This window comes from Aestuariirhabdus sp. LZHN29 (genome assembly GCF_049985285.1).
In the GTDB taxonomy this organism is placed as follows: Bacteria; Pseudomonadota; Gammaproteobacteria; order Pseudomonadales; family Aestuariirhabdaceae; genus Aestuariirhabdus.
Window position 1 is genome coordinate 1,117,301 of the sequence record NZ_JBNIEU010000001.1, and the last position, 15,066, is coordinate 1,132,366.

At 57.4% G+C, this 15,066-nt stretch carries 15 protein-coding genes; 4 read left to right on the forward strand and 11 right to left on the reverse strand.

The window, feature by feature from the left end:
• Positions 1–2: 2 nt before the first annotated feature.
• Positions 3–1,736 carry a thiamine pyrophosphate-binding protein gene (locus ACP3PW_RS05390; RefSeq protein ID WP_426415648.1) on the reverse strand — a complete coding sequence of 578 codons (1,734 nt, stop codon included), beginning with the start codon at positions 1,734–1,736 and terminating at the stop codon, positions 3–5.
• Between the two features lie 63 nt (positions 1,737–1,799).
• Complete coding sequence (locus tag ACP3PW_RS05395; RefSeq protein ID WP_426415649.1) at positions 1,800–3,407, reverse strand: FAD-binding dehydrogenase; 1,608 nt, start codon at positions 3,405–3,407, stop codon at positions 1,800–1,802.
• A gap of 86 nt (positions 3,408–3,493) precedes the next feature.
• Between ACP3PW_RS05395 and ACP3PW_RS05400 the strand changes: the two genes are divergently transcribed.
• Positions 3,494–4,447, forward strand: coding sequence for a helix-turn-helix domain-containing protein (locus tag ACP3PW_RS05400; RefSeq protein ID WP_426415650.1), 954 nt, complete (start codon positions 3,494–3,496; stop codon positions 4,445–4,447).
• Here the strand turns inward: ACP3PW_RS05400 and ACP3PW_RS05405 are convergent.
• Entirely contained in the window at positions 4,444–5,082 is a 639-nt protein-coding gene (locus tag ACP3PW_RS05405) for a peroxiredoxin-like family protein (protein WP_426415651.1), read from the reverse strand. The genes ACP3PW_RS05400 and ACP3PW_RS05405 overlap by 4 nt on opposite strands.
• Before the next feature lie 132 nt (positions 5,083–5,214).
• On the opposite strand from ACP3PW_RS05405, the gene ACP3PW_RS05410 reads away from it, so the two are divergent.
• Positions 5,215–5,796, forward strand: a complete 582-nt coding sequence (locus ACP3PW_RS05410) for a TetR/AcrR family transcriptional regulator (RefSeq protein WP_426415652.1) — start codon at positions 5,215–5,217, stop codon at positions 5,794–5,796.
• On the opposite strand, the gene ACP3PW_RS05415 is transcribed toward ACP3PW_RS05410, so the two are convergent.
• Both ACP3PW_RS05415 and ACP3PW_RS05420 read right to left on the reverse strand, forming a co-directional pair.
• Positions 5,793–7,694 (reverse strand): ATP-binding cassette domain-containing protein, encoded by a 1,902-nt coding sequence (locus ACP3PW_RS05415; RefSeq protein ID WP_426415653.1) that lies wholly within the window; start codon positions 7,692–7,694, stop codon positions 5,793–5,795. The genes ACP3PW_RS05410 and ACP3PW_RS05415 overlap by 4 nt on opposite strands.
• Positions 7,695–7,852: 158 nt before the next feature.
• On the reverse strand, positions 7,853–8,551 hold the full coding sequence (locus tag ACP3PW_RS05420) for an AAA family ATPase (protein ID WP_426415654.1): 699 nt from the start codon (positions 8,549–8,551) through the stop codon (positions 7,853–7,855).
• 188 nt (positions 8,552–8,739) lie between these two features.
• Here ACP3PW_RS05420 and ACP3PW_RS05425 point away from each other — a divergent pair, with 188 nt between their 5' ends.
• Positions 8,740–9,426: an FKBP-type peptidyl-prolyl cis-trans isomerase gene (locus ACP3PW_RS05425; protein ID WP_426415655.1), complete on the forward strand. Its 687-nt coding sequence runs from the start codon at positions 8,740–8,742 to the stop codon at positions 9,424–9,426.
• 150 nt (positions 9,427–9,576) lie between these two features.
• Here ACP3PW_RS05425 and ACP3PW_RS05430 read toward each other — a convergent pair whose 3' ends face one another.
• From ACP3PW_RS05430 to ACP3PW_RS05440, 3 genes are all read right to left on the reverse strand, one after another.
• Positions 9,577–10,584, reverse strand: a complete 1,008-nt coding sequence (locus tag ACP3PW_RS05430; protein ID WP_426415656.1) for a WD40 repeat domain-containing protein — start codon at positions 10,582–10,584, stop codon at positions 9,577–9,579.
• A gap of 66 nt (positions 10,585–10,650) precedes the next feature.
• Positions 10,651–11,136, reverse strand: coding sequence for a sigma D regulator (rsd, locus tag ACP3PW_RS05435; RefSeq protein ID WP_426415657.1), 486 nt, complete (start codon positions 11,134–11,136; stop codon positions 10,651–10,653).
• Positions 11,137–11,281: 145 nt separating this feature from the next.
• A complete protein-coding gene (locus ACP3PW_RS05440; RefSeq protein WP_426415658.1) occupies positions 11,282–11,794 on the reverse strand; it encodes a disulfide bond formation protein B in 513 nt (170 codons plus the stop codon).
• Positions 11,795–11,967: 173 nt separating this feature from the next.
• Here ACP3PW_RS05440 and ACP3PW_RS05445 point away from each other — a divergent pair, with 173 nt between their 5' ends.
• On the forward strand, positions 11,968–12,369 hold the full coding sequence (locus ACP3PW_RS05445; protein ID WP_426415659.1) for a flagellar basal body-associated FliL family protein: 402 nt from the start codon (positions 11,968–11,970) through the stop codon (positions 12,367–12,369).
• A 16-nt stretch (positions 12,370–12,385) separates the two neighbouring features.
• On the opposite strand, the gene ACP3PW_RS05450 is transcribed toward ACP3PW_RS05445, so the two are convergent.
• The 3 genes from ACP3PW_RS05450 to ACP3PW_RS05460 are packed head-to-tail and all read right to left on the reverse strand — an operon-like array spanning position 12,386 to position 15,052.
• A complete protein-coding gene (locus tag ACP3PW_RS05450) occupies positions 12,386–12,973 on the reverse strand; it encodes an ACP phosphodiesterase (RefSeq protein ID WP_426415660.1) in 588 nt (195 codons plus the stop codon).
• Positions 12,974–12,985: 12 nt separating this feature from the next.
• Positions 12,986–14,566 (reverse strand): glutamate--cysteine ligase, encoded by a 1,581-nt coding sequence (gene gshA / locus ACP3PW_RS05455; protein WP_426415661.1) that lies wholly within the window; start codon positions 14,564–14,566, stop codon positions 12,986–12,988.
• A 48-nt stretch (positions 14,567–14,614) separates the two neighbouring features.
• Positions 14,615–15,052 (reverse strand): PaaI family thioesterase, encoded by a 438-nt coding sequence (locus tag ACP3PW_RS05460; RefSeq protein WP_426415662.1) that lies wholly within the window; start codon positions 15,050–15,052, stop codon positions 14,615–14,617.
• Positions 15,053–15,066: the final 14 nt, after the last annotated feature.

The following is a 15,066-nucleotide window of genomic DNA, read 5'->3' on the forward strand; positions in this document are numbered from 1 at the left end:
ATCTATCCGGTGATCTTGCGCCACAATGCGCGGCTGACCATGCGTACCTTGGTGTTCAGGGGCATCCTTTTGAGGTTGGTACTGACGGCGCCGCTCGTGAAGCAGGTAGATTTGCTGTAATCGATTCGCACGTCGAGAATCACCGGACGCCCCTGATCACAAAGAGCCAACGCCTGTTGCAGGCGCTCGTCGATCTCATCGTTATTGTTTAGGGCGACATACTCGACCCCTGTTGCCATCGCCACTCCGGCGAGATTGAGTCCGGTGAGTACGGTGCAGGTCTTGCGGTTATAAGGTATCTGCTGGGCCTGGGCGATCTGCGAAAGCTCACCATCGCTGAATACCACATAGAGCGCTGCTGTGCCCAGTGAGTTTGCGGTCACTAACTCCATGCAGGTCATCATAAAGGCACCGTCGCCGATAATACCAACGACCTGTTGCGAGGGGTTAACCAGTTTGGTGGCAGTAGTGGCGGGTACCGCATAGCCCATGCAGTTGAAGTCGGTGGGGGATATAAAATGGCCCACCTTATGAATGGGCATGAGCTCGGCGGTGAGGAAAGTATGGTTGCCGTCATCGGCGACCACCCAGGCGTCGTCGTCAAGCTGCTGGCGTAGGCCACTGAAAAAACGGGCCGGATTCACCCGGTCGCCACTGTCGTGGGCGAACCACTCATCGAGGAACGCACGTTTGTTGCTGGCAATGGCATTGCGCACGCTGTTGTCTGTTGGCTTCTCCGCCAGGGCCTCGATCTGTTGTCGCAATCGGCTCAGTATCTCATTTGCGTCTCCCTCCAGAGCTACCGTCGCGGGGAAATTGTTGTTGAGCGCTTCCGGGTTGATATCAATATGAACCAACTGCTCGGGGACGGGCATACCGTAACTGCCGGTGGCGATCTCACCGAAACGGGTCCCTACGGCCAGTAAGCAATCGCAATCGGCAAATGCTTGCTGCGATGCGGGCACCGAGTGCGGCCCGAAGCTCATGCCGGTATGCAGGGGGTGGTTGGCCGGGAAGGCGCTGAGGCCTTGTAAGGTCGTCGCCACCGGAGCGTTAAGGCGCTCGGCGATGGCAATACTGTGCTCACTCGCACCCAGTGCACCCCAACCGAGGAACAAGCCGGGATTGCTGGCCTCATAAAGCAGTTTGGCGGCCCGCTCCAGCTCTGCATCGTCGATGACGGAGCGGCTGAAAGCGGCAGGTTGGTAGGTCGGTAACTCATCGACCTCCCCCAGATCCAACTGAATATTGACCGGGATTTCAACAAAGACGGGCCCCGGCTCGCCGCTGGTGGCCAGCTGATGCGCCGCGTACAGGGTGGGGATCACCTCTGCGTGGGTGGCAACCTTCCAGGTTCCTTTGGTGATCGGTGCGAGCAGGGCGTGCTGGTCCATATCGTGGAGCTGGTAGCGGTAGTCGGAGTCACTGCGAATGCCCCCTGCGATCACCAGCATGGGTATGCCGTCGAGGAAGGCTTCTCCGATACCGCTGGCGGCGTGGGTTACTCCCGCCGCGGGCACAATCAACAAGGTGCCGATATGGTCAGAGGAGCGACTGATGGCGTCGGCCATGAATGCGCCACCGCCTTCGTGAGTGACCAGAACCGGGGTGACCTGCTCCGATTTGTTGAGCTCATCGTATAGCTCGGTGTTGTGTACTCCGGGAATACCGAAGGTGTGGGTAACCCCGATCTGTTCGAGGGCGTAACGTGCCAGCCAGGCGCCAGTTTTTTTCATTATTGTTATCCGTTAGTGGTTACTGTTGTTGGGTGTTATGACCGCCCGGGTATGGCAACGGCCTTAGGGGTTGAGTGTTATCTCCTGCGCCGCATTGCGTGCGGTCAGAATACAGCCTGAGAGGAAGGTGCCCTCCAGCGAGCGGAAGCCACTGGCTCCTCCCCCTCCAAACCCGGCGGCTTCCCCGACAGCGAACAGCCCGGGGATAGCACCTCCCCTGTTATCGAGCACCCGGCTTTGCAGGTCCGTCTGTATGCCGCCGAGGCTCTTGCGGCTGATGAGGTTAAGTTTAATGGCGATCAAGGGGCCTGCAGACGGGTCGCGAAGCGGCTTGGGTTTGCAGGTACGTACACGGTCCGAGCGCCATTTGCGAGCCTGTTCTATACGGCGCAGCTGGTCGTCGTTAAAGAGTGCGCTACCCCGTTCTATGCCCGCATCATAGAGGCTAACCAGGGACTCCAGCTTGCCAGCATCGACGTAAGGCTGATCGGTCAGGCCGTTCATCTGTTCCACCAGCTCCCCGAGTTCGTCTGCCACCAAAAAGTGATCGCTTTCGGCTTGCATCTGTCGAATCAGGCGGTGATTGCCAAGCACAGTCTCTTTGAGGAATGGCAGCAGCTTGCGGTCGCGGATCTGGACGTTGTGTTCACTACCGGAGATGGCAAACTCCCTGGCGGCAATGCGCCAGTTGAGCAGTTGCCATGTCCAGGGCTTCTCCTGCTGGCTAACGCGCTGGCACAGGTAATTGGTATCGAATCCGGTCACCAACGGTTCGGGGCCGATCCGGTCGCCGCGATGATCGAGCCATAGCGCTGACTTGCAGGGGATCAGGCTCAACCCATGGCCGGGGAAATGGGGTTGGGGGTGAGGAATGCCGGCGGCATAGTTCCACATCTTGTCGAGATGGGTTAACTGCCCCCCAAGGGTGCTGACCCGATCATGAATAGTGCCGTCTGCGTAAGGGTGAGCGCCATTGAGTATCTGTGCGGGTGGCTCGCCCCAGGGACGGTACCAGTTCTGTTTGACTCGCTCGACACTACCATTTATGCCGCCGGTGGCGACCACGACCTGCTCGGCCTCAACCTGAAACGCACAGCCATCGGCCTCATTGACACCCTCACAGCCACGGCTGTGGCTGTCGCAGTGCAGCTCCGTAACACGATGGCGATGAAGAATACGAAGTTTGTCGGCATTGGGGTGCTGTTTGAGTTGGGTGATCAGGGTTTCTACCAGATGCCACCCGGTACCCCAGAGGACATGGTAGCGAGGTACCGAGTTCCCGGGAGTGTAAAGGCCTCGCTCGACCCAGTTAACCGCCGGGAAAAATTTAAGCCCCCGTCCCCGTAGCCACTCATAGACACGCTCCAGGCACTGATCGGTGTAATGCTGTGCCCAGACCTTGGGCCAGTGGTCTGCGTCACCGAAATTAGCGAAGCTGTGCCAGTCCCTCAGTGCCAGTTCGGGGGAATCGGTGATCTTCATTCTTCGTTGCTCTGGCGTGTTGACCAGCGCCATACCGCCGAACGCCCAGCGAGCCAGTCCGCCCAGCCGTTCAGGGGTATCCCGGTCAACCATAACGACTGCCTGGTTGCGCTCCAATAGCTCCAGCGCGGTAACGATGCCCGCGATGCCTCCGCCGATGACGAGGGTATGACAGCTCAGTTTGCTCATTCGGGTAGCCTGTTATTGTTTGCATCCATTCTGTGACAGACTAAGTGCTGTCGCGATAGTAAAAATAGCCTAATGAAGGATGCTGTGTGAATGATCCCGAGCTTGATGCCCTGATCGGACGTCTCTACCGTGCCACCTCCAGCGTGGAGCTGGATCGCTATCGAGGTTGGGCGTTACAACAGTTGCAGGAGGTGGTGGCCTTCGATGGGGCTGTGTGGAGCAGCGGCCATATCAGTACCATGCGCTTTCATACCCATACGTTACAGGGTGTGCCCCGGCAGTTGGCTGAGGACCTGATTCGTTTGCGAGAGATCAACCCGCTAACGGATGCGCTGCTCGACCGTCCCGGTGAGCCGATCGATATGGCGGAAGTGATCGACGATGCGGCGTTTTACCGCTCGGAGATTTATCGCGTCTGCTTTCAGCCCCGGGGTATAGAGCGCATCCTCAGCTCTCTCCACCTGGACCCCCGTAGCGGCTTGATTACCCTGCTGACGCTCTATCGCTTTCGCCGAGAGGAGGCGTTTACACAACAGGATAAGCGGGTGCAGCAGCGTATGCTGTACCACCTGCTAAATGCGGCCTCCCATAACTGCCTGTTGCACCTGGATCGGCACCAGCCGGCTAACCCGGGTAGCGTCACCGCTCTCTGCGACCAGCACGGTATCTATCACGAGGTGCAACAGGATTTTATCGATTGCATGGAACAGTGTTTTCCGGGAGAGGCGGTGAGCCGCTTGCCGTTTGAGATTGAGCGGGGAGCGGCCGAGTTGGAGAGCCAGGGATACTGCATGCAGCAGGAGCAGATTGGTGATCTTTTCTGTATCGATGTGTGGCCTCGGGGGCCATTGGATAGCTTGACGTTGCGCGAGCGGCAGGTGGTCGACGCGATCTGTCGTGGACAAACCTTCAAGGAAACTGCCCGGCAACTGGGACTGTCACCCTCAACGGTGTCCAACCATCTCTACCGGATCTACCAAAAGCTAGGGGTAACCAGCCGTAATGAACTGGCTACCCTGATGGCGCAGCAGGTTTCCTAGAGGGCGCCTGCCAGGTCTGCGGGTTCGACTCTTTTGGTGTAATCGGCGTTGATAAAGGCATAAACGATCTGGCCTTCAGTGTTGATGACATAGCTGGCGGGAACCGGCAGCTTGAAGCTGTTTTCGCCGTTATGCCCGACCACATCGATACCAAATTTATCGTAGATTCCACGGATGCTGTCGGGCAGTTCAAAGACCAATCCGAACTGGTCGGCAACGCGATTGCCCGCATCGCTGAGAACTTCAAATTCGAGGGCATTTTTTTCCGCAGTTGATAGCGAACTGTCGGGAGTTTGCGGAGAAATCGCTACTAACTGGGCACCCTTAGCCTTGAGTGCGGGAAGTGCTGCCTGCAGTGCAGCCAGCTCCAGATTGCAGTAGGGGCACCAGCCGCCGCGGTAGAAGTTGAGGACGATGGGGCCGTTTTTTAACAGGTCATAGAGCCGGACCTGCTCCCCTTTCGCGTTGGGGAGGGTCACATCTGGCAGGGAATCCCCGATCGCCAAGGCCTGAGCTTCGATGCCGGTTGCAACCAGATCACGAGTTGCGTCGTCCATCACCTGTAAAAGCTCAGCGGGAACCTTCTGCTTCTTTTGTACTTCGTAGGCGGCAATCTGCTCGGTTAAGGTGGTCATCAGTGTTGCTCCATAATGGGGACAAATAGTTTATTGAGTGATCGCTCCATTACACTCTAACGTTTGTGGATCGAATGTTCAATTATCTTGCTATACAATAGCTGTAACATCTGCGAGTGAATGGAGCGGCTTATGGCGCGCCCGATAGAGTTTGACCGTGACAGGGTGCTGGATCAGGCGATGGCCTGTTTTTGGAAAAGTGGCTTCGAGGCAACCTCGGTCGCTGATCTGGTGGCGGCCACCAACCTCAAACCTGGCAGCCTATATGCTGCGTTTACAAACAAGCAAACCCTGTTTTTGTTAACCCTGGAGCGGTACGCCGCCCAGAGCCTGCAGCGTATAGAGCATCGGTTCACCGAGGCGGCGGATGCTTTGTCGGGTATCGAGGGGTTCCTGCAGAGGCTCGGACACGATTGCAGTATTGATGACGAGGGGCGGGGATGCCTTTTGGTTAACAGTCTGCTTGAATTTGCCTCCTCCAATCCAGAGGTTCACCAGCAGATACGGATCTACCTGGATCGGGTTGAGGTGTTGTTGCGTGAGCAGATTCAGCGCGCGATGGATGCCGGCCAGTTGAGCCCTGGCCGCAGTGCGGCTGACCGGGCTACCCTGTTACTGGCGGGGATCTGGGGGATGCGTGTGATGAGTGCGCGAAGGCCAGAGCCCCAAAGTTACGCCTGTGTAACGGAGCAGTTGCTATCGGCTATTCATTAGCAGAACTGCTCCTGTAGACTTTCAATTTTTTCCTGTAGCTCCATCCACTGCTCTTCGCAGGTTTCGCTGTCGCTGCGATTTTGGGCCTGCAAGGCGAGTACCTGCTTGAGTTCCTCTCGCTGGCCCTCTTCGTAGAGCGAGCTGTCGCTCAGCCGCTGTTCGAGGCTATCCGCCTGTTGGTGCAGACTATCGAGTTGTTGTTCGAGCTTTTGCAGTTGGTTCCGCAGTGGGCTCAGTTGTTTGCGCTGCTCCGCCTGACGCCGCTTTAGCTCCTTTCGGTCCACCGGCTGCTCCCCCTGTGTAGCGCTGGGGGTGACGCTCTCCTCGCACCGTTGCCGAGCCAGCCATTCGGCATACTGGTCAAGGTCCTCTTCGTAGGGCTGTGTGCAACCGTCGCTTACCAGCCACAACTCGTCGGTGGTGTTACGAATCAGGTGGCGGTCGTGGGAGACCAGTACCATTGCGCCTTCGTGCTCCTGCAGTGCGAGGGTAAGGGCGTGTCTCATCTCCAGGTCAAGGTGGTTGGTCGGCTCATCAAGCAGCAACAGGTTGGGCTTTTGCCAGGCGATAATCGCCAGCGCGAGACGTGCTTTTTCGCCCCCTGAGAAGTGCCGGATAGTGTCGCTTGCCTGGTCGCCGCGAAAGTTGAAGCCCCCCAGAAAATCGCGCAGCTTTTGCTCTGTGGCTGCGGGTGAAATTCGCTGCAGGTGGAGCAGGGCGCTGGCGTCGTCGTCGAGACTATCGATCTGGTGCTGGGCGAAATACCCGATGCGCAGGTGTTCACCGCAGCTACGCTCGCCAGCAATCACGGCTAGCTGGCCCGCCAGGGTCTTGATCAATGTTGATTTGCCGGCCCCGTTGGGTCCTAGCAAGCCAATAGCGCTGCCGGGGTGAATACTGAGGTTGACGTTCCCCAGTATGGGCTTTTGGTCGTATCCCAGTGAAGCGCGGTCGAGGGTGATCAGGGTGGAGGAGATTTTGTCGGCTGGAGGAAAGCCAAAACTAAAGGGTGAGTCTACGTGGGCCGGGGCGATCTCTTCCATTCTTGCCAGTGCCTTGATCCGACTCTGGGCCTGGCGAGCCTTGGTCGCCTGGGCACGAAAGCGGCGTATATAGCTTTCAATATGGGCGCGCTGCTGTTGTTGCTTCTCGAAATTTGCCTGTTGCTGCGCAAGTTGTTCGGCGCGCATCATCTCGAAGGCGCTGTAGTTACCGCGGTAGAAAAAGATGTTGTGACGTTCGATATGGGCGATATGGTCGGTTACCGTATCGAGGAAATCGCGGTCGTGGGAGATCACGAGCAGCGTCCCGGGGTACTGCTTTAACCATTGCTCCAGCCACAGTATGGCGTCGAGATCGAGGTGGTTGGTGGGCTCGTCCAGTAGTAGCAGACGTGACCGACACATCAGGGTTCGCGCCAGATTGAGGCGCATACGCCAGCCACCGGAAAATTCCCGAACACTGCGGCTCAATGAATCGTTGGAGAACCCGAGGCCGCTAAGTAATTTGCTTGCACGGGTGACAGCGTTGTAACCATCAATCGCCTCGAGCTCCTCGTGCAAAGGGGCGATGCGGTCGTTGTGATGATGTTTCTCCGCGTCCGCTAGCTGCTGCTCAATGGCCCTGAGCTGCTGGTCGCCATCGATTACGTAGTCGATGGCGCTGCGCTCGAGTGCAACAATCTCCTGTGCCATGTGGGCGATATCGGCCGCGGCGGGTACCCGTACTTCGCCGCTATCAAGATGCAGTTCACCCCGTAGTAGAGCGAATAGCGAAGACTTACCGCATCCGTTCGCCCCCACCAGGCCCACATGTTGGCCGTGATGAATCGTAAGTGACGCCGCCTCCAGCAGAGGTTTTCCTCCACGGAGCAGTTCAGCCTGTTGCAATCGAATCATCGCCAGCGTTCTCAAAGGTTCTAGGGGGGATAAGGAAGCGCTCCTGCCTTACCCGATTGACGCGACCGGTAATGCTGCCATGTCGAGCATCACGGATATGGCTGCGCATTATACGATCTGGGGGCTCAATATCCAGTCAGGCGGGGAGCTACAAAACCCTAGCCCGCTTGTTGCCGGGCTTGCTCCAGTTGCTCTACCCAATCGATGAGCGGCTGCCACTCCTGTCGGTCGCGTTGGGTTCTGCGACCGCGCAGTTCATGTACACCCAGACCCAGCTCCGAGGCGGCCACATAGTTTTGGGTGTCGCGCAGTGTCGTGAGGTAGGGAATCGACAGGCAATTGAGAAAGGCCTTAAGCTTCTCCTGGCTGAGGGTGTTGCGCCGCACCCGGTTGGCTACGACGCAGATTCGCCCGGGGCGTTGCAGGTGCTCCGGGGTCAACATCAGGGTTTTGATAAAATCGGCGGCGGCGCGAATGTCGATCGATGACGGCAGTACGGGCACCAGAATAACGTCGGCCTGGCGTATCAAGGGGCGAAGGTCGGCGTCCTTGATCGCCGCAGGGGAGTCGATGATCACCTTGCGGCAATCGTCCGGCACCCGCAGTTGCCAGCTGCGGGTTTGGGAAACGCTGTGGGGACGGCAGGCATCGATACCACGAATCGCAGGTGAGTCGTCGGGGCGCTGTTTGAGCCATAACTGGCTGGACCCTTGGGGATCGTGATCGTAGAGAACGATCGAATCACCCTGCTGGGCAAAATAGGCCGCCAGATTGGTTGCGATTGTCGTTTTTCCACTACCGCCCTTGGCATTGGCGATTAACAAGCGCAAAGGCGGTTGATGCTTGTAGATAACCATAGTCCGTCCATATCCCCCGGGGGCGCTCTCCTGCACCCTGCCCTTTAGTATGGGGTATTCCAGCGCAACAGGGTAGAGGGAGAGCCAGTGCAATTTTCACAGACAAAAATTTGCGTTCACCCTGCATTTGGTCAATTATGCCCCCTTCCTAGCAGTTTTCTCCCGCATTAACAAACGGATATAAATTAATGAAACTCAGAAGCCTAGTTGCTGCAGTTGCCTTGACCACCGGCTTTTCCGGTGTTGCGATGGCCGCTGAACTTACCAGCGATGAACAAAAGCTTAGTTACAGCCTCGGTGCCATCATGGGTGAGCGCCTGAAAGCCGATTTCGAAACTCTGGATGTCAAAGCACTTGCCCAGGGTATTGAAGACGCCATTGCAGGGGGTGACATGTCACTTACTCGTGAGCAGATGGTGACCGCAATTCAGCAGGCCCAGCAGCAGGCTCAGGAGCGTGCTATGGAGTTGCAGCAGGATATGGCGCAGAAGAACCTGGAAGCGGGTAGCGACTTTCTCGCCGCCAACGGTGCCAATAAAGACGTTATGACCACCGAATCAGGCCTACAGTACAAAGTGCTGACCCCGGCTGACGGCGATAAGCCTGGCGCAGATAGCCGAGTAACGGTGCACTATGAAGGTCGTCTGCTCGACGGGACGGTTTTTGACAGCTCCTACGAGCGTGGCGAGACGACCCAGTTCGGAGTGACACAGGTGATTCCCGGTTGGACCGAAGCGCTGCAGCTGATGCCCAAAGGCTCCGTATGGGAGGTGTATATCCCACCCCAGCTCGCCTATGGACCTGGCGGTATTCCTGGCAAGATCGGCCCTAACGAGGTGCTGGTGTTCAAGGTTGAACTGGTCGATTTCGAGTAACCCGACCGGATAATAAAAAAAGAGGCCCCGGGCCTCTTTTTTTATGTGCAGGCCGATAGTGATCCCCCCTGTGGGTTGGGGAGGCGGCGATGCAACAGAGTAAGGGGCGGAGGCTACTGGTGCTTGGTCACGCCCCTTCGGATTGCGACGTTAAAGAGCCAGCTGGTAACTTAGTCCGTTCGATCCCAGAGCGCGAACTTTGTTTGTGCCGGGGTCCATTGCCAGCGCCATCACCGAAACCCCGGTCGGTTCCCACCAGCCGCGCTTGGAGAGCTGCCATTTATGACTGATCGTGCCGCTATCGATGTCGAACAGAAACACCTCCCCGCTGGTGGTGCCAAGCAATAGTTGGTTATCGCTCTCGATAAAACGCGCGGCAGAGTATGTGCTACCCCTCGTCATCAGGTCGTAGTACTTGTTCAGTTCGTGGACCACCTCGCCGCTGGCGCTATCCCAGATCACCGCTCGCCCGCTTTGAGCGGCCGTCAGCGCGTAGCGCCCGTTGGATGACAGGGCGACGGTGACCAGCTTGTTGCCGAGGTCCCAGTCCTGAAGCAGGCGGCCGCTGTTTGTGTCCCATAGCTTTGCGTGGTAATCGTCGGAGCCGCTGATCGCGAGGTTGCTATCGGGGGTGATGTCGACGCTATTAACGATATCTTCGTGCAGCAGTGTCGTTAATACCCCACCTTCGCGGATGTTGAACAGCACTACCCGGTTATCGCTTAATCCAAGCAACGCCAGCCCTCCCCGTTCGGTGAGCGCCAGATCGCGGATCTCTCCCGGAGCACTCCAGAAGCCGAGAGACTTTCCCTCGCTGATCGACCACAGCACGATGGTTCTTTGCCCGTCTGCCGTAGCCGCAACTGACCCGTCCCCGGAGATAGCGCTGGCGACGATCTCACTGGCACCGCCCGCTTTATGGTTCCAGTTAAACAGCCGTTCGCCCTGTGTCAGGTCCCACAGGCTGCCCCCGTGGACGATGGAGCCGACGACACCCTGCTTACCGTCGGTAGATAGCGCCGCCGTGTAGAAGCCTTGCAACGCCAGTTCGGTATTGCTTTCTTCCGCGCTAAAGCCGCAGCCGCCGGCTAACAGGAGGGCCGCTACAGCAGCGGTGATGGTCAGGCGCGGGGTATATCTGTTGGGACTGGCAGGCATCAACGATCCCTATGGCTGATGATGTCGCCCGTGGCAGTACGCAACGGACTCGGTGGCGATTCCTGGTTAGGATGCCACCAATTCTCGATGGGCGTCGTGAAGTGTTTCAATTAACTGATCTTCCAGACTGAAGCGCTCTTCGAGCACCTCTCCGATACGGGATAGTTCGCCAGCAAGGTCTGAGGCTAACTGTTCGCAATGCTCGGCGGTATCGTAGCGATCATTGAAGGCGACACAGATTGCGGTGATCTGTTCGATCCGTGGGTAGATGCGCTCGAGAAGCTCGATGCCCGCGTCGTCATTAAATTCGCGGGCTTCCGCTGCAAGCTGCTCGTAGACTTCGAAGTGTCCTGCGGAGGTGTAATCCAGCAGGATCTGGCAGAAGCGTTGAATTCTCACCGGCGTCGGGGTGGACTCGCTCTCCCGAAAACCGTGAATACCATTAATGTCACAGTAGAGTACGATCAGCTGTTGGCGCTCGTTCAGCCAACGGTCAATGATCTCGGATACTCCACCCCAGCGCTCCTTGGCCGATTTGCAACGTTCCAGCATGGTTCTTCCCCTGGATAGTGAGAGATAAAAGTCGCGGGGTTCCAACCCGTGATCTGTTAGGGTATGCGAGCCGGGAGAGAGGGGCAAGTGCTAAAAGGTCTAATCGTTTGACGCGGCCGCTTGACTTCACTTATTCCGGCGTCTGTCAGGAGAAAAGGCGTTCTCGGGGTCGGAATCGAAGCAGCTCGTAGAGGGAGAAGATCGCGAAGATGCTGAATGCAACAAGCGTCCAACCGGGGATGCTCAGGCCCAGGAAGACCCACTGTACCTCGGCGCAGTCGCCAGTACCGCTGAGCATAAACTCCAGTACTTCGATAAGCGGAAAACTTTCAAGCATATAATCAAGGGGGGGCGCGCAGGCAGGAACCTCTTCTGGAGGCAGGCTCTGTAGCCACAGCTGGCGAATAGCCAGTGCCATGCCACCGATGGAGGTGATCAGGCAAAGGAGGGAGTAGCGTCGGTATCCGGTCGCACCCGGGTTATGCAGGGTAGCAAGCAGAAATAGCACACCGAGTCCGATCACCACGATGCGCTGCATGATGCACAGTGGGCAGGGCTCCAGACCCATGATATGTTCCATCACCAGAGCTGTTCCGATCAGGCTTGCGCAACCGAGCGTTGCTAGCAAATACAGGATACGAGAACGAGGAAAGCTCATATAAAGGTAACTCCGGGTTTGGGCCTGCCTTGGCCAATTGAGGTGAGCATATAAGTAGTTAGCGAACCATACTAATAGCTATATATGTATAATTCAAAGGGGCTTAGTATAGAGAGTGAACGAAAACGGAACTCGTTCGCTAAGTTTTCACTGATTGTTCTACGGAGTTATCGATGCGGTATATATCATCCATTTTACTATTACTGCTACCGCTGTGGCTGGGAACAACGGTTTGGGCCGCAGAAGAAGAGGTTCAAAAGGAGCCGGCGCAGTACATCACTCTCAAGCCCTCATTTGTTGCGAGTATGGGGGCTCGTTCCTATCTGAAGGCGGATATCTCGTTACGCGCCCGCGGAGATGACACCGTCAAACAGATCGACCACCATATGCCGCTGGTGCGTGATGGGCTGGTGTTGCTATTTAGCGCGCAGACCTTCGCCGATGTTGAGGGAGCCGCCGGCCGTGAGCAGTTGCGCCAGAGTGCGCTGCAGATGTTGCAGCAGCTGTTGACGCAGGAGACCGGTAAACCACTGGTCGAGGATCTTCTGTTTACCAGCTTCGTGGTGCAGCGCTGATCTGCTGGCAGGTTCCTTAGGTCGCAGTGGTTAACTGCTGTGCCGCGAACCGTTGCAACTTGGGATAGATGCTGACAAAGGCCTCATCCAGTTCATTGTAGCGGGCATCTATTGCGGGCAGCAGCGCCAGCAGCCGTTTACCCTGCCGCACTCGGGGCGCTGTGCGTTCCAATGCGAGCTGTACGGTTCCCCGATGGTAGTAGCTATGCAAAATTCTATGGGCGCGCATCCGTGTGACAAAGCGCTGGGCGTTTTCCGGCATGAGGTGCTGATGACTCTGCAGCTCCTCATAACAGCGCTCACAGAACGTCTCAAACGCCTCGTTATAGAGTCGGTCCCAGTGCCGGGCGAGCAGGTGGTCGAAGAGGATATCGACCGCAATACCGCTGTAGCGGCGGTGCTCCTTCCCCAGCAGTAGCCGGCATTGGGTGATCTCGGTATCGCGATCGGTATGGGCATCAATCGCGCGATGCTGGCGAATGCCGGCTTCGATGGCGGGAGCGTATTTGCCGCGTAGGGGGCCCTTCACGAAGTCCCCCAGGAAGCTGCCAATGCGGTGATCCTCAAGCGCCCCCGCCAGCGCCAGATGCGCCAGGTAGTTCATGTGGGGGAGGGATCAGTTCTGGGCAAAGTAGTGCTCGAGATAGGTGTCGAACTCGACGCTGTCCTGCTGCTCTATTTGGAGTTGCTCCTGTAGTGATTGTTGCGCCAGCAGGGCCAGCTCTGCGGTCTCGTCGTCGCTCAGTTGACACGCGCTAAACGCGGAATGGTGCTTTAGCGCCGACTCGATTCCAAAGTCGATAAAGCTTTGCGAGTTCCCCTTCAACTGCGCCAGTACCTGTGCCGAGGGTGTCAGGTCAGGGTTGTCGATCTTGGCGTTCTGCGCAATGAGGCTGTTGCTATAACGCTGGGTCTCGTTGGCGCGATCAAGTAGGGAGGCTGCCCCGGCAACCTGTTCCATGAGCCTGTTGGCCCAGGCTTTGAGCTCGATCGTTTCCCCCTGGCGGATTAGTTCCAGACCGGGTCGGCGGCCCTCATTGACCACCCGTGTGTAGTTGCGGTCGAGCTCGATACACTCGGCATCTTCGATGACAGGGCTGTCGGCGAGAGCACAAAAAAGCAGAAACGAGTCGAGGAAGTGACACTGCTCGGCATCGAGCCCCAGGGGTGTAAAGGGGTTGAGGTCGAGGCAGCGAACCTCGATGTACTCGACGCCTCGGGCCGTGAGGGCGCAGACCGGCTTCTCGCCCGATTTGATCACCCGCTTGGGGCGAATACTGCTGTAGTACTCATTTTCGATCTGCAGTAGATTGGTGTTGAGTTGCAGGTAGTTTCCCTGCGCATCTTTAAGGCCGATCTTTTGGTAGGGCGCATAGGGGGTGGTGATGGCCTCGCGCAATGTTGCGGTATAGGATTCCAGACCGTTGAAACATACCTTAAGACTCGACTGGGCGTCACTTTGGTAGCCGAGGTCGCTCATGCGCAGTGAGGTGGCCCAGGGCAGGTAGAGCGTGTCTTCGTCAAGGGTTTCGAGATCGTTGGAATCCCCTTCAAGAAAACTCTTGCTGAACGCCGGCGAGGCACCGAACAGATAAATGAGAAGCCAGCTATAGCGACGAAAATTCCGAATAAGGCGGAAGTAGCCCCGTGACTGGAACTCCTGTAGCGATCCCGTTTCGCCGTTCTGTTGCTGCAGTAGTTTCCAGAAGCCTGCGGGAAGTGAAAAATTGTAGTGGATACCGGCAATGGTTTGCATCGCCTTGTTATAACGATTGGCGAGCCCTTCGCGATAGATCGCCTTCATGCGTCCAACATTGGAATCGCCGTAGTAGGCGATGGGGATATGGGCTTCCCCCTCCAGCACGCAGGGCATGCTATTGACCCACAGCATTTCATCACCCATATGGCGGTAGGTGTAGCAGTGCAGCTGGCGCAAGTGGCTCAGTGCGTCCTCGGCCTGCTCGTAAACGGGAGTAATGAACTCGAGCAGTGCTTCGGAGTAGTCGGTGGTAATGCTGGGGTGGGTCAGGGTAGAACCCAGCGCCCGGGGATGAGGGGTCTGCGCCAGCTGTGCCGACGAGGTAGCACGCAGGCTCTCCTTCTCGATCCCGTGAAGAATATGGGTCAATTGCTCGCGCGCATCCGGCTGGCTGAATAGGTGCAAAATCTGTTGCGATAGCTGGGGCAAGGCGGTCATCCTCGTGGAGGTATTTCTGGATAGTATGGGCGATTAGTCGAGCGGGAGCTAACCCGCGCGGGTACGGTCGAGATCTTGCTGGGTGATCAGGGCGAAGGTGGCGCTGGCCTTGGCGACCAGTTGTCCATCCTGCTCGATGCGGGCCTCGAGCACGGCGGTACGGGAGCCAAGGTGCAGCACCTCGCTGAAGCAATCAACGGTGCCCTCGTGTACGGGGCGGGTGTAGTTGATCTTGCTCTCGAGGGTCGCGGTGGAGTACCCATCGGGGGTACGGGAAAACAGTGCGACCCCCATGGCGGCATCTACCAACGAAAACAGCGCGCCACCGTGGGTAACGCCGTTAAAGTTGCGGGTAAAAGGCGCTGTACTCAGCTGAAGGTGGGCGGTTCCCTCGCCAACGGTGCAGTAGCGAATACCGAGGTGCTGGCTGTAGGGACTGCCCTTGATCTCGCCGCTGTCCAGTTGCTGCCGCATTGTTGCGCTCACGGGAACCACTCCTG